This is a genomic window from Lentzea sp. NPDC036955 (assembly GCF_055608005.1).
The window spans coordinates 584,478-601,981 of sequence record NZ_JBVJRC010000006.1 but is presented as its reverse complement, the minus strand read 5'-3'; the positions used below and the strand labels follow the sequence as shown (position 1 = coordinate 601,981).

18 protein-coding genes are annotated in these 17,504 nt (G+C 71.4%); 10 read left to right on the top strand and 8 right to left on the bottom strand.

The genetic code is table 11. From position 1 onward, the window contains the following. Positions 1–71: 71 nt before the first annotated feature. From ACZ7CF_RS23380 to ACZ7CF_RS23360, 5 genes are all read left to right on the top strand, one after another. Positions 72–2,750: an AfsR/SARP family transcriptional regulator gene (locus tag ACZ7CF_RS23380; protein ID WP_470370573.1), complete on the top strand. Its 2,679-nt coding sequence runs from the start codon at positions 72–74 to the stop codon at positions 2,748–2,750. 285 nt (positions 2,751–3,035) lie between these two features. Next, positions 3,036–3,917 (top strand): phosphotransferase family protein, encoded by an 882-nt coding sequence (locus tag ACZ7CF_RS23375; protein WP_470370572.1) that lies wholly within the window; start codon positions 3,036–3,038, stop codon positions 3,915–3,917. 2 nt (positions 3,918–3,919) lie between these two features. Then, the gene (locus ACZ7CF_RS23370; RefSeq protein WP_470370571.1) at positions 3,920–4,459 is read left to right on the top strand and encodes an HAD family hydrolase; all 540 of its coding nucleotides are present in this window, start codon (positions 3,920–3,922) and stop codon (positions 4,457–4,459) included. Next, positions 4,447–5,145: an NTP transferase domain-containing protein gene (locus ACZ7CF_RS23365; protein ID WP_470370570.1), complete on the top strand. Its 699-nt coding sequence runs from the start codon at positions 4,447–4,449 to the stop codon at positions 5,143–5,145. The genes ACZ7CF_RS23370 and ACZ7CF_RS23365 overlap by 13 nt, the downstream gene beginning before the upstream one ends. A gap of 4 nt (positions 5,146–5,149) precedes the next feature. Then, on the top strand, positions 5,150–5,659 hold the full coding sequence (locus ACZ7CF_RS23360) for a DUF4916 domain-containing protein (RefSeq protein WP_360388808.1): 510 nt from the start codon (positions 5,150–5,152) through the stop codon (positions 5,657–5,659). A gap of 15 nt (positions 5,660–5,674) precedes the next feature. On the opposite strand, the gene ACZ7CF_RS23355 is transcribed toward ACZ7CF_RS23360, so the two are convergent. The 8 genes from ACZ7CF_RS23355 to ACZ7CF_RS23320 are packed head-to-tail and all read right to left on the bottom strand — an operon-like array spanning position 5,675 to position 12,051. Beyond that, positions 5,675–6,487, bottom strand: a complete 813-nt coding sequence (locus ACZ7CF_RS23355) for an LLM class flavin-dependent oxidoreductase (protein WP_470370569.1) — start codon at positions 6,485–6,487, stop codon at positions 5,675–5,677. Further along, positions 6,484–7,830, bottom strand: coding sequence for a class I adenylate-forming enzyme family protein (locus ACZ7CF_RS23350; protein ID WP_470370568.1), 1,347 nt, complete (start codon positions 7,828–7,830; stop codon positions 6,484–6,486). The genes ACZ7CF_RS23355 and ACZ7CF_RS23350 overlap by 4 nt, the downstream gene beginning before the upstream one ends. Further along, positions 7,818–8,336 carry a beta-ketoacyl synthase N-terminal-like domain-containing protein gene (locus ACZ7CF_RS23345; RefSeq protein ID WP_360388816.1) on the bottom strand — a complete coding sequence of 173 codons (519 nt, stop codon included), beginning with the start codon at positions 8,334–8,336 and terminating at the stop codon, positions 7,818–7,820. The genes ACZ7CF_RS23350 and ACZ7CF_RS23345 overlap by 13 nt, the downstream gene beginning before the upstream one ends. Further along, positions 8,333–9,439, bottom strand: coding sequence for a beta-ketoacyl synthase N-terminal-like domain-containing protein (locus tag ACZ7CF_RS23340; protein WP_470370567.1), 1,107 nt, complete (start codon positions 9,437–9,439; stop codon positions 8,333–8,335). Before ACZ7CF_RS23340 ends, ACZ7CF_RS23345 begins: the two co-directional genes overlap by 4 nt. Beyond that, a complete protein-coding gene (locus tag ACZ7CF_RS23335) occupies positions 9,436–9,876 on the bottom strand; it encodes a 3-hydroxyacyl-ACP dehydratase FabZ family protein (protein ID WP_470370566.1) in 441 nt (146 codons plus the stop codon). The genes ACZ7CF_RS23340 and ACZ7CF_RS23335 overlap by 4 nt, the downstream gene beginning before the upstream one ends. Beyond that, complete coding sequence (locus ACZ7CF_RS23330; RefSeq protein ID WP_360388824.1) at positions 9,818–10,369, bottom strand: acyl-CoA thioesterase; 552 nt, start codon at positions 10,367–10,369, stop codon at positions 9,818–9,820. The genes ACZ7CF_RS23335 and ACZ7CF_RS23330 overlap by 59 nt, the downstream gene beginning before the upstream one ends. Continuing rightward, entirely contained in the window at positions 10,363–11,754 is a 1,392-nt protein-coding gene (locus tag ACZ7CF_RS23325; RefSeq protein ID WP_470370565.1) for an aminotransferase class III-fold pyridoxal phosphate-dependent enzyme, read from the bottom strand. The genes ACZ7CF_RS23330 and ACZ7CF_RS23325 overlap by 7 nt, the downstream gene beginning before the upstream one ends. Before the next feature lie 33 nt (positions 11,755–11,787). Continuing rightward, entirely contained in the window at positions 11,788–12,051 is a 264-nt protein-coding gene (locus tag ACZ7CF_RS23320) for an acyl carrier protein (protein WP_360388830.1), read from the bottom strand. Positions 12,052–12,615: 564 nt separating this feature from the next. Here ACZ7CF_RS23320 and ACZ7CF_RS23315 point away from each other — a divergent pair. The 5 genes from ACZ7CF_RS23315 to ACZ7CF_RS23295 are packed head-to-tail and all read left to right on the top strand — an operon-like array spanning position 12,616 to position 17,500. After that, on the top strand, positions 12,616–13,134 hold the full coding sequence (locus ACZ7CF_RS23315) for a hypothetical protein (RefSeq protein WP_360388833.1): 519 nt from the start codon (positions 12,616–12,618) through the stop codon (positions 13,132–13,134). A 1-nt stretch (position 13,135) separates the two neighbouring features. Then, complete coding sequence (locus tag ACZ7CF_RS23310) at positions 13,136–13,990, top strand: beta/alpha barrel domain-containing protein (RefSeq protein ID WP_470370564.1); 855 nt, start codon at positions 13,136–13,138, stop codon at positions 13,988–13,990. Continuing rightward, positions 13,987–14,778: a creatininase family protein gene (locus ACZ7CF_RS23305; protein WP_470370563.1), complete on the top strand. Its 792-nt coding sequence runs from the start codon at positions 13,987–13,989 to the stop codon at positions 14,776–14,778. Before ACZ7CF_RS23310 ends, ACZ7CF_RS23305 begins: the two co-directional genes overlap by 4 nt. Next, positions 14,775–16,085 carry an ATP-grasp domain-containing protein gene (locus tag ACZ7CF_RS23300; protein WP_470370562.1) on the top strand — a complete coding sequence of 437 codons (1,311 nt, stop codon included), beginning with the start codon at positions 14,775–14,777 and terminating at the stop codon, positions 16,083–16,085. The genes ACZ7CF_RS23305 and ACZ7CF_RS23300 overlap by 4 nt, the downstream gene beginning before the upstream one ends. Beyond that, positions 16,082–17,500 (top strand): MFS transporter, encoded by a 1,419-nt coding sequence (locus ACZ7CF_RS23295; protein WP_470370561.1) that lies wholly within the window; start codon positions 16,082–16,084, stop codon positions 17,498–17,500. The genes ACZ7CF_RS23300 and ACZ7CF_RS23295 overlap by 4 nt, the downstream gene beginning before the upstream one ends. The last annotated feature ends 4 nt before the right edge of the window (positions 17,501–17,504 follow it).

The following is a 17,504-nucleotide window of genomic DNA, read 5'->3' as shown; positions in this document are numbered from 1 at the left end:
ATTGCTCGGCCGACCTTGCACGGACCTGTCACGGGTCTGATAGACACGAACTCACTGGGGGGAGGGCATCGGTGGAAGCACGGTTTCAACTGCTGGGGGAAGTCGGCGTCACGGTGGCCGGTGAGCCGGTTCCGATCAAGCACGCACGTGTGCGGTGCGTCCTCGCGGCGCTGCTCGTCGACGCGAACCGGACGGTGTCGGCCGACGCGCTGGTCGAACGGGTGTGGAGCGAGCGGTTGCCGCGGCAGCCCCGCGACGCCGTCTACAGCTACCTGTCACGGCTGCGCGTCGTGCTGGCCGGGGCGCGGGACGTGGAGCTCGCGCGGCGTTCGGGCGGGTACGTGCTGCGGACCGATCCGGCGTGCATCGACCTGCACCGGTTCCGCGCGCTGGTGGCGGACTCGGCCGGGCAGCCGGACCAGGTGCGGGCCGATCTGCTGGCGCAGGCGCTCGGGCTGTGGAGCGGTGAGGCGCTGACCGGCGTGGACTCGGCGTGGGCGACGGCGGTGCGCGAGGCGCTGGAGGGGGAACGGCTGGCGGTGCGGCTGGACGACCACGACGTCCGGTTGCGGCTCGGGCGGCACGCCGAGCTGGTGGCGCCGTTGAGCACGCTCGCCGCGGCCAGGCCGCTGGACGAACGGGTCGCACACCAGCTGATCGAGGCGCTCGCCAGCAGCGGCCGGCAGGCACAGGCGCTGGCGCACTACGAGACCCTGCGCCGGCACCTGGTCGACGAGCTCGGCGTGGACCCGAGCCAGGAACTGCGGGAGCTGCACCGGCGGCTGCTGTCACCGGCGGAGGCACCGTCGCGGGACGTGCCGCGGCAGCTCCCGCTGGCACCGGCGCACTTCCAGGGCCGGGTGCACGAGCTGGACGCGTTGTCGGCCGGGCACACCGTGCTGATCACGGCGATCCGGGGCGCGGGCGGGATCGGCAAGACGTGGCTGGCGCTGCACTGGGCGCACGGGCACGCCGGCGAGTTCCCCGACGGGCAGCTCTACGTGAACCTGCGCGGTTTCGACCCGACGGCGGCGCCGACCGCGCCCGCCATGGTGCTGCGCGGGTTCCTCACGTCGCTGGGCACCGCGCCGGACAGCCTGCCCGACGACGTGGACACGCTCGCCGCGATGTACCGCAGCGCGGTCGCGGACCGCAGGATGCTGGTGGTGCTGGACAACGCGGCCGACACCGCCCAGGTCGAGCCGCTGCTGCCGGGCACGGCGTCGTGCCGCACGCTGGTCACGAGCCGGCAGCCGTTGACCGGGCTGGTGGCCACGCACGGCGCGGTGCCGATGCCGCTGGACGTGCTGACCGACGACGAGGCGTTCGAGCTGCTCACGGCCCGGCTGGGCGCGCGTGAGCCGGAGGCGATGGCCGACATCGTGCGGCACTGCGGTGGTCTGCCGCTGGCGCTGGGCATCGTGGCTGCGCGTGCCGCGGTGCGCACGAACCTCCGCCTGGCCGAGATCGCCGCCGAGCTGCGGTCGGCCCGGCTGGACGCGCTGGACACCGGTGACCTGAGCCTGCGGGCCACGATCTCCTGGTCGCACCGGGCGTTGAGCACGCCGGCGTCCGTCCTCTTCGGACTGGTGGGGCTGGCGCCCGCCGTGGACCTGAGCGTCGCCGCGCTGGACGCACTGGCCGCGGCGGACTCCTCGGCCGCGGTGGCGGAGCTGGAGGCCGCGCACCTGGTCGTGCGCACCGGTCCCGGCCACTACCGCATGCACGACCTGATCCACCTCTACGCCAGCGAACAGCCCGTGTCCGACGGGGAGGCCGCGCTGACCCGGCTGGTCGACCTCTACCTGCACACCGCGCACATCGGCGAACGGCTGCTGGAACCCGACCGCCCGCCCTACGACCTGCCCGACCCGGCACCGGGTGTGGTGCCGGTCCCGCTGGCGGACAAGCAGTCCGCGCTCGCGTGGTTCGACGCCGAGCACGCCATGGTCCTCGCGGTGCAGCGCATCGCGGCCGACCACGGCTGGCACCGCCGGGTGTGGGCGCTGGCCTCCACCACCACGTCCTACCACTGGCAGCAGGGCCACCGCGCCGAGCCGCTGCAGGTGCTGCGCCTCGCCGTCGCCGCCGCGAAGAGCGCCGGGGAGCAGTCGATCACGGCCCGCCTGCTGCACACCCTCGGTCACATGTGCGCCCGCGCCGGCCTGAACACCGAGGCCCTCGCCCACCTGGAGGAGTCGGCGGCGACCAGCGCCGCCCTCGGCGACCCCCTCTCCGAGGGCCACGCCCAGCTGGTGCTCGCCCGCGTCTGGGGCCAGCAGGGCGACTACCGGCGGGCCAAGCAGCACGCGCGCACCGGCCTGGAGCTCTACCGGGCCTCCGGCGAGCCGGGCGTGGAGGCCTTGGCGTTGAACAACCTCGGCTGGATCTGCGCCAACCTCGGCGAGTACGAGGAGGCGCTCGCCCACTGCGCGGCTGCCGTGCCGATCCACCGCGCGGCCGGCCGCTGGGCGGGCGTCGGCGAGACCCTCGACAGCATCGGCTACATCCACGAGCAGCGCGGCGCACCCGCCGAGGCCGCCGTCGCCTACTGGGAGTCCGCGGACATGTTCTGGAAGGTCGGCCACCACTTCGAGGCGGCGGTCACGCTGGAACGCCTCGGCGGCGTGCTCGCCGCCGAGGGCGACCGGACGGGGGCGCGGCAGGCGTGGACGCAGGCGCTGGAGGTGTTCCGCGGGCGCGGGCTCGCGGAGGCCGACGCGCTGGAGCAGCGGCTCGCGTCGCTGTGACCGCACCGGGCACTTGCAGCAGCGTGCCCTGGTGCGCAGCGGGTTCGAGCAGTTCCCAGCGGCGGACCGTGTCGGCGTCGGTGCCGGTTGCGGGACCTTGACAACGAAAAGGACGAAACCGCGGATCGCGGTCCGGCCCCATCGGCGATCCGAGCAAGAAGGGCAACGGAACGAGCACAGAGGGGTAGCAAGACAAGACTTCGCTGGCGACCGCCCGGAACTTTGAAATAGTCGAAAGACGGACACCGGGCAGCAGCCTGGACTCCCGCAAGCACGGAGTCATGATTGAACACCGCAGCACGCGAGCCGGCATCAGTACGCAGGATCATCGAGACTTACGGGTCATCAAGTTCACCGGGACCGGAGCCGCATTGCCGTGTGCCGGACCAACGGGGCCGATCGGGCGCGGACATCGCACCGGAACTCCAAGACCAGGTGATCAAGTACGGTCCGCCGAACACCGCGCTCGGCAGCCGCGTTGTCGCTCAAGGCGAGTGGATTCTACGACACAGCAATCAAGCCCTGCCGAAGGTTCACGGTGTTTTCCGGAACAACGCGCGGTGGGGGTACACCATGGACCGGCTCGACACGGTCCCCCTTGAGCTGCTCGACGGCAGGAAGCTTGCGACGTCCATCATCCAGCTGCTGCAAACCAGTTTGTGGCACCGGACTCCAGAGGCTGAGTTCGACGAGGCGGCACATGCCGATCGCCTGTCCCCCATCACGGCACCGCTGACCGGGCGCAGGAGAGACGTGTTCAACCAGCTTCGCGACCGAATAGAATGGGATCGACTGTCCCGGGGTCTCACCCATGGCGATCCGATCTTCGACAACGTTCTTTTCGCTCGCGACGGTTCGATGGTCTTGACCGATCCGATCCCGTCGACCCCGGGCCTTCCCGACGTGGTCGCCCTGGACGTCGGCCGAATTTTCCAGTCCTGCGTGGGATACGAGCGGGTGACCTACGAACTGCCGGCGCCCGACGACGTCCCGCTCGACGTGGTCATTTCGATGGCGGAACTGTCGCACGACGACCTGACCGCCGCTCTGTACTTCGGAATCGTGCACCTCCTCCGTTCGATGGTGTACGTCTCGGCCCGGAAGGCGAAGCACCTCCTGGAGGAATGCGTGGACAGCTTGATCGGAGCGGCGACATGTCGGCTGTAGCGGTGTTCGACATCGACGGGGTGCTGGTCGACACCCAGGAGATCGTGCGGCGAGCCTATGCCGAGGTCGGCATCGAGCTGCCCGACCGGCTCTGGGGCAGTTCATGGCGCATTTGGCTTCCCGAGCTCTGCGGAGGAGACCTCCTGCGCGCCCAGGCTGTCCACGACCAGAAAACCCAGGCCCACCTCGACCTGCTCAGCGAGACCAGGGTCGCCACGCTCGCGGGCGCTGAAGCCGCCCGCGCGTTGCACTCCCGCGGATGGACCGTCAAGTTCATCACCTCCGGCACCCGCGAAGTCGTGCGGAGGACGCTCGACTCCGCCGATCCGTCGTTGAGCGGGTTCCTGGCCGGAACCGATCTGGACAGCACGGGCAAACGGAGAGCGCTCGACGGGATTTCCCCTGCGGGTGGCGTGTACGTCGACGACAACCACGACCTGGGCGTCAAGGTCACCGGAGGAAGCACGTGGAAACTGGTGCACTTCCGCGACCAGACCGAGGCAGAGTTGATCAAGGAGATCAGCACGGCATGGATGTCGTGATCCTCGCCGCCGGACGCGGCAGCAGACTCAAGGACATCACACCGCCCTATTTCAAGCCGTTGGTCATCGTTGATGGCGAACCCCTCATCCGCCGGCTCGTCCGGACGGCGTTGCGCATCTCAAGTGGGCGGACCGTGATCGTCGCCGCCCCGGAGAACGCGCTGCTCCTCTGCCAGGTGCTGGGCGACCTCCCGGCGGAGATCGTCCTCCAGCGTCAGCCGAACGGACCAGGAGACGCGCTCCTCACGGGTCTTCGACTTGTCGCCTCGCCCGAGGTCCAGGTCCTCCTCGGCGACAACGTGGTGTCCGTCCGGGACGCGGAGAAGGTCGCGCAGGCCGCCGCTCCGGCAGTCGGTGTCGTGCTGATGCGTCCTGCCGAAGCCGAGCGGTTCACGTACCTGACCCCGAGCGGCAGCTGGGTCGAAAAACTCCCTTGCGACGAAGCCGAGCCCGAGCAGCTCCTGCCCTGCTGGGTCGGCCCGTTGAAGCTGAGGACCGACGAGATCAAGGCCGCCATCGAGCGCCGGATCCGGAGCACGCGAACCGAGGCGGACGCGGCGGAGCAGGAAGTCCCCATCGGGCCACTGCTCAACGAGCAGGGTCCGGCCACTCTCGTTCCAGTGTCCTCTGTGGACATCGGCGTTCCCGCCGCATGGCTTCCGGCAAGCACACCCATCGAGGAATGACGTCATGAGCAGCAGTTCTTCCGCCAAGGGAAAGTGGATTCCCGAGGCCGAGTACGACGAGATCACCAAGAAGATCCCGATCCTGTGCGTCGACGTGCTGCCGATCCACCCCGGGCCGGAGCGCTTGGTGGGGTTGATGCTCCGCGACACCTTCTGGGGCCGCCGTCGGTGGTGCCTCGTGGGCGGCGGGGTCCAGCACGGCGAACCGCTGCCGAACGCCGTCGAGAGGGTCTTCGACTGGGCGCTGGGTGACCGGGTCTCACTCGACCTCGACACCCTGGAGCTGAAGGAAGTGGTGGAGTACTTCCCCGATCCGGACACCGGCGAGTTCTTCGACCCCCGCAAGCACGCCGTCGCCCTCACCTACACCTGTGTCATGTCGGGTGACCCGCGTCCTCGCGGGAAGGCCATCGACTTCCGCTGGTTCTCGCCCGACGCGATCCCCGATCGTGACTCCCTCGGTTTCGGGCAAGAACTCCTCGTACCGCGCCTCCTGGCTGCTCACCCGGCGTAACGACGCGTGGAGCGATCACCTCATCGCAGCGATGACCTGGGCGAGCAGGTCCGAGTCGTCCGTGGTGACGGTGAGGTGGGTGGCTCCTGCCTCTTTCCAGGAACGTGCCTGCGTTCTCCAGTCCGGGGACCGTTCGGGGAGGAGGCGGGCTTCCACGCCGAAGGCCAATGGATCGCGACCCACCGCGCTGAGTGCTCCGCGGAGGGCTTCGACCACTCGTGAGCCGCGTTCGACCCTGTTGGCCAGGAGCCTCGACATCGTGAAGCCGTCAGCGTGCCTTGCTGTTCGGAGGAGCACCTCCTGGCCGGGTCGTCCTGCCGTGCGAAGAGAGCCTCCGCCCAGCCACAGCGGGATGTGGTGGGTCGGGCGAGGGGTGAGGGTGACCGGGCCGAAGGTCACGTGGGCACCTTCGGCACTCACCTCGTCGCCGGTCCACAAACGGCGCAGGGCCGCCAGTTGTTCGCCGAACAGGGCAGCGCGGATGGCGGGGGCGAGACCCAGCGCGGCTGACTCCGCGGGGTCGCCGCCTGCGGCCACGCCCAGGCGGAGCCGGCCCTCGGCCAGGTCCGAGAGCTGGGCGGCCTGTTTGGCCGCCAGGACCACCGGCCGGTGGGGCAGGATCAGCATGCACGTGCACAGTTCGATCCTGGTGGTCACCGCGGCGAGGTGGGCCACGAGAGTCGCCGACTCGTACGCCGGTGTGTGCGACGACAGGTGTTCCGCCACCGACAGGTGGTCGTACCCCAACGACTCCGCTTTCCGCGCGAACTCGCGCAGCTCCCTGCCGGAAAGCCCTTCCGGGACGGTGACGCCCAGGCGGAGGCTCATTTTCGGAGAGCGGAGGGGTCGGCGGGCCGCACGTGGACCGAACGGGGACGTTCGGCCGGCAGGAGGAGTGAGTTGAGGGTTCGGAGGGCTGTGCGTTCCGCACCGGGCGCGGGGTCGGTCATCCCCAGGTGCACGTCGAGGACCGGGGTGCCGTCGTCGCCCTGGATCACCGACGGGGTGCAGCTGACCACGCCGGGGATGGCGAAGGCCGCTTGGCGAACCGTCGCCAGGGAGACCTTCTCGCCCTTGAGCACCACGAAGTCCGACAGCCTGCCCTTGAACCTGAGGTAGCCGTCGACGACGGAGAAGGCGTCCCCGGTGGCTATCACACCCGGCGCCACCAGGCCCCTGGCCGCTCGCGGGCCGACTCGGCGGATCAGTGCGGTGTCCGAGGTGACCAGCAGTTCGCCCACCCCGTCCCGCACGTCGCGCAACGACACCTGGACACCCGGCAGCGGCAGGCCGACCGAGTCGTGACGGTGCGCCGGTTCCGCGTGTGCGGCGAGCGTGGACACCCTGGGGCCTGCCTCGGTCAGACCGTAGGTCAGGTACAGCTCCCCGTGAGGTCTGGCGGCCAGCAGGGAGGCCACCTCCGCCGGGGCCAGCCGATCCCCGCCGACGGCCAGTGCCCTGACCGGCGGCAGACCCGCTCCGTCCGCGAGGAGCTGCCGGACCACGGTCGGGGTGAGCGCCGAGTGGGTGACCCCGTGCTTCGACACCGCGTCGCGGTAGCCGGCGGGAGAGAAGGGCGGACCCGAGATCACCAGCCGTGCTCCCGCGCAGTACGCCGCGAGGACCTGGGCGACCATCGCGTAGGAGTAGTAGAGCGGCAGGTTCGCCAGCACCGCGTCCGATGAGGTGAGTCCCGTCGCCCCGGCGTGACGGACGGCGTTGCGCAACAGGGAGGGGACGCGGTGGACGCACGCGCTGAACATGCCCGAGGTGCCAGAGGTCGAGAGCAGCACCTCGCCCGGCTCGTACCGGATGCCCGCCGCCCCGGTGGACAGCGCGGTGGCTCCGCCGACCGGCCTGCCCCCGCCGGAGCCCACCAGCCGGGTCGTCACGGCGACCCGCGCGCCCACGTGTCCGGCCAGCGCTTGCACGCGTTCCCACGGGGTTCCCGGTGACACCGCCAGCGGAACCAGGCCCAGCAGCAGTGTCGCCAGGTGGACCCGCACCAGGTCGACACCGTTGGTCATCGCCAGCAGGACGGCGTCACCCGGCGCCAGGCCGAGGCCGCCGAGGTCCCCGAGCACCTCGGCCAGTCCCGGGCCGGAGCGACCGCCGACGTCCCGGGTGCGGTCGATGAACTCCGCGACGCCCTCGAACGTCAACTCGGGCACGGTGGCACCTCCTCGGTGCTGAGCACCAGGCACCGGCAGAGGTGGCCGCCCGGTTCGGTTTGCAGTCCTATCAGCAGCACGTGCCGCGCCTGGCCGGTGCGCAGCCAGCCGTCGGCCACGGTGAACGCCACGCCCGCTGCCGCGTCCGGGTGTGCGGCCAGCAGCAGCGACGGGCCGCGCAGGCCCCAGCGCAGGCACGGCAGGCCCGCCAGCACACCGGGGTTGGCACCCGCGAAGCGCAGCGGTGAGACCCTCGGCAGCGAACGGGCGATGGCGCGCAGCGTGTCGCGGCTGCCGTTCGCGCTCATGACCAGCACACCGGTGTCCTCGGCTCCGGCCAGGACGTCGGCGGGCGAGTCCGTCAGCGCCCGGTGCGCCGTGGCGGCGACCAGCCAGGCCGCGGGGTCGGCGTAGAACGAGGGCTTGTTGGCGGTGTGCTCGGCGAGGTCACCGGTGGTGATGGTGGCCGAGCCGACCACCGTCGTCCCGGCGGGAAGCGTGGTCACACCGCCTCCCCGGTGAAGAGCAGGCACGTGTCGAAGCCCCCGAAGCCGAGGGTGGTGCTCACCGCCGCGCCCGCGGTGACGGGTGCCGCCGACCCCACCGGGAAGGTCAGCGAGGAGGCGGGCTCGCGGAGGCCGAAGATCGGGGGAACCACCCGCTTGCGCAGGGCCAGGATCGTCGCCACCGCCTCGATCGCCCCGCTGGCGCCGAGGCTGTGGCCCAGTGCTCCCTTGGTGGCGAAGATCGTCGGGCTGCGCTCACCGAAGACCTCGCGCAGACCGGTCACCTCCACCTCGTCGTTGAGGGCGGTGCCGGTGCCGTGCGCGTTCACCACCGCCACCTCGGCGGGGCCGAGGCCGGCCGAGGCCAGGCAGCGACGCAGGGCCAGGACCACGCTGCGGCCCGTCGGATCCGGAGCGGTGAGGCCGGTGGCGTCGTTCGCCGCTCCCACGCCGGCCAGGGTCGCGCGCACCCGCACGCCGCGTTCCCGTGCGGAGTCCGGGTGTTCCAGGACGAGGAACGCGGCGCCCTCGCCGAGGACCATGCCGTCACGGGTCTTGTCGAAGGCGCGGGAACCGGTGGGGCTCATCGTGCCCAACGCGCTGTGGCCCAGGCGTTTCGCCTCCGTCACCACGTCCACCCCGCCCGCGACGCAGATCCGCCGCGCACCTGACGACACCAGCGCGTGCGCCACGGCGATGGCGTCCGATCCCGCCGAGCACGCGGTGGCCACGCACACCGGGGCGACCGGGTGCCCGATCGCCGCGACGGCGTCGTCGGCCCAGGCGTGCAGCGACTCCTCCTCCTCGTCGAGGGCCGCGCCGAAACTCGTGCCCAGCACGAGGCCCACCCCGGAGTCCGCCGGGGACAGGCCGGCGTCGGCGAACGCGGCCAGGAGCACTCGTGCGGCCAATGCGCGCTGCCGCTCGCCGGGTGTGCCGTCGTAGGGCAGGTCGTCGACCAGAGCCGCCTCGGCGTTGCGCAGCGGGTGCGCGGAGGGCACCGGTGCCACTCCCGACTCCCCCGCGCACAGACGCGTCCACACCCCGTCCAGCGAGTCACCCAGCGGTGTGTCCCAGGCCATGCCGGTGACGACCGGGTTCACCACAGGTGCCCGCCGGACGGGTCGACCTTCGCCCTGCTCATCGCACCGCGGAAGCCCGCCACCGACCGCCCCTGCACCTTCGCGGTGGCGGAGAAGGTGAACGTGGACCCGGACAGGCGGTCGGCGCGCACGTCCAGCACCACCTGGTCACCCGGCACCACCGGGGCGAGGAAGCGGGACTTGACCGTGCCGACCAGGGTGACCTCGTCCTCCTGCAGGGGTGAGCTGCTGAGCTGGTAGAGCAGCACCCCCGACTGTGCGAACGCCTGCATCGTGTGGCTGCCCGGCAGGATCACCCCCGGGACCAGGCCGCGCTCGGGCAGATGTCCCGAGAGGGCACCCATCTCCGCCGACACGGCGAACATGCTGTGCAGGAACTCACCCGGTTCGTGGTCGAGGACCCGGTCGATGAACAGCCTCGGGTGCCGTCCGCGCACCAGGCGGCTGATCTCGGAGATGCCCAGCGGTCGCGCCGTGCGCGCCGGTGCCGGGAGCTGCGTGGAGTTGCGCATCCGCGTGCAGTCCTTTCAGGATGGCTCGGATCGGGGGTGGGAGCGGGACGGGGTGGCGGGTCGCGGGATCGACCGCGCCGAAGGTCAGCTCGCCGGACACCAGCGGGGTGCGGGCGCCGCCGGGCTCCTCGCGCGACAGGGTCACCGCCAGGCGCAGCCGGGCCGCGCCGGCCTGCGCCACCCTGGCCTCACCGACGATCCGGTCCCGGTGGACGGCACTGGCGAGGTAGCGCACCCGCAGGTCGGTGAGGACCACGTCGATCCCCGTCGCGGTGAACGCGGTCAGCCCGGCGCCGTGCTCCTCCAGGTACTCGGTGCCCGCGGTCTCCATGAGCGAGGTGTAGCGGGAGAAGTGCACGATCCCGGTCGCGTCGGTGTCGACGTGCTCGATGCGGGTCCGCAGCGACGGGTTCACCACGCCGCCAGCAGCGCCTCGGTGCCCGCGGCCAGCCGGGCGGCGATCTCGTCGGCGTCGGCGCGACCGGTGATCAGCGGTGGCGCGACCCGCATCGTCGGGTGCACGTACCGCAGTCCGCCGGACCGCCTGCCCGCTCCCGCCATGAACTCCACGTAGACGCCGGCGTCCAGCAGCGCCCGGCGCAGCGCGCCGATCCGGGTGCCCGCTTCCGCGGTGAGCTCCACGCCCAGCATCACGCCCGTGCCGCGCACCTCGGTGAACACGCGGGGGAACCGTTCGACCAGGTCCCGGTGCAGCCGTTCCGCCAGGTGCGCGCCCACCTCCGCCGAAGCCGGCAGCAGGCCCTCCGCCACCACGTGCTCGACCCCGTCGCGGATCACCGCGCAGGTCAGCGGGCGCAGGTCGGACGTGGCCACCGCACCGGACGCGCGCACGGTCAGGTCGCGCCGGGCGATCACCATCGAGGTCGAGACCGCCCCCATGCCCAGGTACTTGCCGATCACCGTCACGTCGGTGGGCACCGGGCCCGCGTCGTCGCGCATGGCGAACCAGTCGCCGGTCTTGGCGAAGGTGAGCACCTCGTCGGCGACCAGCAGCACGCCCTCCGCCCGGCACAGCTCGGACAGCCCGCGCAGGTAGCCCGGCGGCGGCCGGAGCACGCCCGCGTCACCCTGCACCGGCTCGACCACCACGGCCAGCAACCGGTCGGCGTGGGCGGCGAAGTACCCGGTCAGTGCCTCGGTGGAGCCGAAGGGGAGGTGCTCGACGCGCACCCCGCCGTGTTCGGGCGGTGCCTGTCCCGGCAGACCGGCCTGGTAGTGGCGGCGGTTGAGCAGTGGCACGAGCCCGTCGGTCCACCCGTGCCAGGCGCCTTCGAAGGCGAGGACGGTGTCCCGGTGCTCCTTGCCGGGGCGGCGGCGCAGCCGGCGTGGGTCGTACCGCGACTCCAGCACCAGCCGCAGCGCCAGCTCGTTGCCCTCCGACCCGGAGTTGCGCCCGCTGACGTGGTACTCGCCGGTGGGGAAGTGGCCGGTCCACAGCCCGCCAGGGCCGAACAGCCGGTCGAGCAGCTCCGCGCGTTCCAGCGAACCGAGCTCGTCGGTCGCACTGCCTGCTCCGGTCACCCCGCGCGCCAGCGCCCGGAGCACCACCTCGTGGCCGACGCCCAGCGCGGCGCTGGCGTACCCGCCGCTGGCGTCGAGCAACCGCATCCGCCTGCCCCGGTGTTCCGGGGTGAGGTCGATGACGTCGAGTTCGAGACCACGTCCGCCGGTGCAGGCGAACGGCAACCGGGGCGCACCGTAGTGGTTCAGGTGCAGCTCGGTGCCGCGCAGCAGACGCGCCGTGACCTCGTCGGTCCGGGGATGATCAACAGGTGCGGCCACTGGTCGCCCTTTCGTGTCGTGGTCCAGGGCGGGTCAGGCGCCCGCGGTCGAGTGCTGCGCCCTGGTCAGCCGCTCGACCAGGGCGAGGACGTCACCGAGCGTCATCAGCCCGGCGAGTGCCCCGTCCTCGATCTCCACGCCGAAGACCTCTTCGCAGCGCACGCGCAGCTCCACGAACCCGAGCGAGTCCATGCCGTAGCCCTCGCGGAGCTGGTCGTCGAGACCCATCCGGTCCTCGGGGATCTCGACCAGCACGTCGGCGGACAGGATGCGCTTGATCGTCTGCAACGAATTCATGAGCAGTTTCCCTACTTCTTCCGGGGGTTTCACCCAATTCCGGGAGGGGTTGTGTCGTCGTGCGTGCGAGTTGTCAGACCCCAGGCTCGATGAGGTGGAATAAGCCGGTAATGGTCGCGCGCAGCTCGATGTCCTGAAGCTACGCATCGACTTCGCCGACGGTCAACGCCCAGTGGGGTGTACTAGGAGTTTTCATAGTTCAATCGGTCTCATATATGATCCGAACGGGTGTTTTTCGGGTTTCGTAGCTCCTTTGTGGACTCGATATTTGCGCACGTAGAAGCCCTGATTACTGCTGAGCAGTGGATTCTGTTGCCGTTAAAAGTGTTCGTGGTTGATGTTGCGGCTATCGGCGACTCGTGCCAGCCTGATCGAGGCCGAGGCCTTGTGGACAACGAAGGCCGTGACAGGCGATCCGCAATTGCGGTCCCCGCGGCCACGCTCTCGCGCCTCACCCACCAATGCCCGAACGGGCAATTCAGTGCCCACATCTTCTGTCAACCGGATCGCGATACCCGCCGACTCCCGCGGCCCGGCATCGCGAAACCCGAAGGAGCTGCCGGAATGGTTCCCCCTTCGCGCCCGCTGACGGGCGCCACCGTGTTCGTCGGCGGTCCGATCCAGCACGCGCTGGTGCCGGGCGGCATGCTCGGCGCGGTCAGCGACCGGCTGCACGCGGCCATCGACCAGGTGGAGCGGGCGGGCGGCGCGGTGTTGTCCGCGCACGTCGCCGAGCGCTTCGGCGTCACCACCGCGGACTTCACCCCGGACCAGGTGTCCGAACGCGACTTCGGCTGGATGCGCGCGTGCGACGTGTTCGTGCCGGTGCTGCCGGTGCTCGCCGACGGCACCCTGCTGCGCACCGACGGCACGCACATCGAGCTGGGCTGGGCCAGCGCTCTGGGCCGCCCGATCGTCGGGATCACCGAGCAGCCCTTCGCCGACTCGGCCAGCCACCTGCTCAAAGGCCTGGCACGGGTCGCCGACGCCGTCTTCCTGTCCGCGGCCGAGTTCGCGGAGGCGCCCGGCCTGCTGGTGGACGGCGTGCTCGCCGCCCTCGGCCGGGCCAGGACGGCGGCCTGAGGTGGGCACCACCGTGCTCGGCATCGACGTGACGTCGCCGGTGCTGGTCGGCTCGGGACTGCTCACCGACCAGGAACGCACCCTGCGCAGGATGCTGGACGCGGGCGCGGGCGCGGTGGTCACCAAGACCATCCACCCCAGCCCGCCGGCGGGCCTCGACGAGCGCATCATCCGGCTGCCCACCGGCATGATGAACAGCACCACCTACTCCAAGCGCCCTGTCGGGCACTGGCTTTCCGTGCTGCGCGGGATGGCGGCCGACGGCCTGCCGGTGATCGCCTCGCTGCACGCCGACAGCCCCGGGGAGCTCGCCGAGCTGGCCGCCGAGGTCGAGGGCACCGGCTGCCGCGCCCTGGAGCTGGGCATTTCGTGCCTCAACGAGGAGGACGGCCTGGAGGACACCCCGGAACGCGTCCACGCCTACACCGCGGCGGCCCGTGCCGCGACCACGATCCCGTTCGCCGTCAAGCTCGCCAGCGGCGAAGGGCTGCCGGCCAGGGCGGCGGCCGCCGAGGCCGCGGGCGCGGACGCGCTGACGCTCAGCGACACCCTGCCCGCCGCGGCCGTCGATCCCGACACCGGCCTGCTGCGCCTCGGTGGCACGTTCGGGTACTCCGGCCCCGGCATCAAACCGCTGGTGCTCGCCTCGATCTGGCGCCTGCGGCGTGCGGGTTTCACCCTGCCGGTGCTCGGTTCCGGCGGTGTCGAGTGCGGCCGGGACGTGCACGACTACCTGCGGGTCGGCGCGTGCGCCGCCCAGGTCTACACCGCGCTGCACACCGACCTCTACCCGACGCTGACCAGGATCGTCGCCGAGACCGAGGTGCTCGACCGGACCCGGCGGGTGCCGTCGTGACGCCCCGGTCGACCGGGCCCCGGCTCTGCGACGTCAGCAGCGCCGAGGTGGTCGAGGCCACCGCGGGGCGCACGGTCGTGTGGCCGATCGGCTCGATCGAGCAGCACGGGCCGCACCTGCCGCTGTCCGTCGACTTCGTGCTGGCAGAGGCGTTCGCCCAGCAGATCGCCTACGAGCTCACCGCGCTCACGCTGCCGGTGCAGTCCATCGCGGCCCGGTCGCTACCGCAGAGCGGTGGCGGGCTGTCCTTCCCCGGCACCGTCCACGTGCGCGGGCGGTCGTTGCTGGACTTCCTGGTGGACGCGCTGGAATCGCTGTGCGCGTTGCCGTTCAAGAGGTTGCTGGTCGTCAACGGGCACTTCGAGAACGAGCCCTTCGTGTTCGAGGCGCTCGACGACGTCGCCAGGCGCCCGGCCGCCCACGGCAAGGAGTTCATGGCGCTGAGCTGGTGGAGCCTGGTCGACGACAGCTGGCTGGCCGAGCGCGTCCCCGCCTTCCCCGGCTGGCACGCCGAGCACGCCGGGCTCACCGAGACCAGCCTGATGCTGTTCCTGCGCCCCGACCTCGTGTCCGGGCTGCGCCTGGACCACGACCACCCACCACGCGCAGGCGTCTACCTCCACCCCGCGGACGTGACCACCACGACCACCCGCGGCATCCTCTCCAGCACCTCCGGCGCCTCCGCGTCGTTCGGTGAGGAGCTGTTCTGGCACGTGGTGTCGTCCGCGGTCGACCTGGTGTCCCGAGGAGACGGACTGCTGCGCACACCGACCGAGGAGGAACCGTGACCGACCAGCACGTGCCCACCGTCTGCGTGTGCAACGCCGTGGACACCTTGCGCGACTTCGCGATCCGCGCGGACGACGTCGACGCGCTGCTCGCCGAGTGCTACGCCCAGCAGGACCAGGCACTGTTCTGGGGCCCGCTGGACAAGGTGCTCGTCACCTACGAACCGATCGGCGACCTGGCCTGGCACCAGGAGTTCCTGGAGCTCCCGGGGGTGGTGAACCTGTGGCCGTCGCGGTCGACGGGCTCGCTGTTCGCCGACATGATCGCCGATCCGGCGTTGACGGCCGCGCTCGCGGACCACGCCGGCCCCGGTCGCCGGATCCGGATCATCCCGCACACCACCACCGCCGACCTGTGGCTGTTCGCCGAGGTGATGCGGGAACGGCACGGGGTCACCGCCGAGCTGCCGGAGAGCACTCCCGACCAGTCCCTGCGCGACCTGGCCGACACCAAGACCGGGCTGCGCGACCTCGCCGCGGACCTCGGCATGCTCGAAGGCCCGTTCCGCGTTCCGGCGGGTGAGCACCACGTCGGCCAGGAGGCGGTCACGGCCGCTGTGACGGCGATGCTCGCCGCGGGGACGCCGTGCATCGTGAAGGCCGACCGGGGCGAGGCGAGTCTCGGGCTGCTCATCTTCCAGCCGGGCGACACCGCCGAGCACGTGGCGCGCACGCTGGCCGGCAGCCAGTTCTACGCGGACGAACCGGTCGTGGTCGAGGAGTTCCTCGACGGCGACGTCGAGTTCCCGTCCGTGGAGTACGTGGTGCCCGAAACCGCGGAACCACGCCTTTGCTACACCACCGAGATGCTGTTCGAGGGTGCCACGCACCTGCGCGGCAACGTCACCTCGCGGGAGCTGCGCACGCGCTGGTGGTACCGGGCACTGGTCGACGGCGGGATGCGGCTGGCGCGGGAGCTCCAGCGGCGCGGTTACCGAGGCCACTTCGGCATCGACGCGATCGCCCGCGACGGCGTCGTGCACGCCCACGACCTCAACGCCCGCCGGACCGGGTCCACGCACGTGCACGAGTTCGGGCACGAGCTGATCGGGCCGGACTACCTGGAAACGACGACCGTCGCGAACTACGACTTCTACGGTCTGCCGACCGGCTTGACGCTGCCGGAACTGCTGCGGCAGCTCGGAAACCTGGTCGCCTCGCCCAGGCACGCCGGCCGCGGGGTGGTTCCGGCTGAGTTGACCGACCTCGGCTGCGGCAGACTGAGCTGCATGTTCTTCGCCCCCGGCATCGCCGAGCTGCACGACCTCATCGCGAAGACCAGGACGGCCCTGGGACTCTTCCGGTGACGTCGGCGACCGGTGTCGGCGCTGCCAGGCGGTGGCTGGTGCTCGCGGTGGTCCTGCTCTGCTTCCTCCCCGCCGCCGTCGACGTCACGATCCTGACCATCGCGGTGCCCACGCTCGCCGAGGCGCTCGACGCCTCCACCACTGAACTGCTGTGGGTGGTGGACGTCTACTCGTTGCTGATGATCGGCCTGGTCCTGGTCACCGGGCCGCTGGGAGACCGCATCGGTCATCGGCGGCTGCTGCTGATCGGGCTGGGTGTGTTCGGGGTGGCTTCCGCGTTCTCCTCACTGGCCGGCACGCCGCTCGCGCTCGTCGCCGGCCGGGCGTTGCTGGCGGTGGGAGCGGCGATGATCATCCCGGCGACGCTGGCGGTGATCCGGCAGACGTTCTCCGATCCGCGCGAGCACGCCGTCGCGATCGGCGGGTGGAGCGCGGTGGCGGCGGGGGCGTCGGCACTGGGGCCGGTGGCCGGCGGGTTCCTGCTGCACCACTTCTGGTGGGGCTCGACGTTCCTGGTCAACCTGCCGGTCGTGGCGGTGGCGGTACCGGCGGTGCTGCTGGTGCTGCGCAACAACCCGGAACCGGAGCCGCGGCCGTGGGAGGCGTTGTCGCCGGTGCTGGCGGTGATCGGTTCGGTGGGGACCGCCTACGCGGTCATCGCTCTCACCCACGACGGGGTGGGGGTGGCGGAGGTGGTCGTACCGGGCGCGGCCGGAGTCCTGGCGATCGTGGTGTTCCTGCGCCGGCAGCGCGTGCTGGAGCACCCTCTGCTCGACCTGTCGCTGTTCCGGCTGCCACCGTTGCGGGCCGGGGTCGTCATCTCGGTGCTGCCGGTGCTGGTGATGGTCGGGTTCGAGCTGCAACTGGTGCAGTACCTGCAACTGGCGCTCGGTCTGTCGCCGGCCGAGGCGGCGTGGCGGCTGCTGCCCATGCCGGTGGCGGCGGTGCTCGCGGGCCCGATCGGGGGATGGCTCCTGCCGCGGCTGGGCGCACGCCTGGCGGTACCGGGTGGCCTGGCCCTCGCCGCGGTGGGCTACGCGCTGGTGGCATCGGACGTGGTGCTCGCCGCAGGACTCGTACTGGTCGGGTTCGGCCACGGCCTGGTCCAGATGATCGCGTCCGACCTGGTCATGACGACCGCGCCGGAGCAGCAGGCCGGGGCGGCCGCGGGGATCGAGTCCGTGTCGTACGAGACCGGCGCGGCGGTGGGCATCGCCGTCCTCGGCACCGTGACCGCGGTGTTCTACCGCGAGGGGGCCGGAGGATCGGCCTCGTTGCTGGACGCCCGGAGCTCCGCCGCCGCGGCCGAGGCGCTCACCGGGGCCTTTCGCGGCATCACCTGGGTCGCGGCCGCCCTGGTCCTGTCGACCATCGCCGTCGTCGCTCGCTGGAGCGCCGGGCGTGCCGTGCGGTGAGGCA